1 protein-coding gene is annotated in these 683 nt (G+C 44.2%); it reads right to left on the bottom strand.

All coding sequences use genetic code 11. The features are described from left to right. Window positions 1-683: GUN4 domain-containing protein (locus AC5590_RS06975; RefSeq protein ID WP_211178825.1), on the bottom strand; the 683-nt coding region annotated here is incomplete at both ends.

Below are 683 nucleotides of genomic sequence, written 5' to 3' on the forward strand. Positions count from 1 at the left end.
GAAACCAAAGCGCCCATTGCTGTATTTTACCCAAAGTTGGTCAATCGTGCGGAGATCAAGACAGGGAAAATTGTCAATATGTTTAACATCAAGCCAACCTTGCTTTTCTCTCCCAGCTACCGCCAGCATGACTCGCGCTGTTTCTTCATCTGCTTGTTTCCAATTTCCTGCTGCGAGTAAGTCGCGCAGTTGGGTGTAGTTCATCTTCGCTGTGATTAACTTAATCTCATCATCTGATTTTGGTGGAGTTGCAATATTTTGTGATGGTTGATTTTGGATTTTCGGTTGTGGATAGGGGATTGATGGTTGAGGGATTGGAGGATTGATCTTTTTAGGTAACACTAATTCTAACCACTCCCGCACTGTCTGCACTCTATCTTGTGGTTCCAACGCCATCCCGAGGAGAATCGCCTCATTGACTCTGTCACTAATCTGGGAATTAAATTGCTTTGGCGGTGGTAATTGTTCATCATCATACTTGCGACGAACAGCTGAAACAATTTCTTCGTCAGCAGCTTTGAGCGCATCAGCACTCAGCAAAAAATACAACGTTGCGGCTAAACCATAAACATCAGTATAAGCACCACTCCCCTTTCTTCTGTACTGTTCAATGGGTGCATAACCCTCTGTTCCATCACTCGTCATGCTGATGGATTTTTCACCAGTGCTAAACTGACGAGCAA

Origin of the sequence: Brasilonema octagenarum UFV-OR1, from assembly GCF_963888615.1 — a bacterium.
GTDB classification, from domain to species: domain Bacteria; phylum Cyanobacteriota; class Cyanobacteriia; order Cyanobacteriales; family Nostocaceae; genus Brasilonema; species Brasilonema sennae.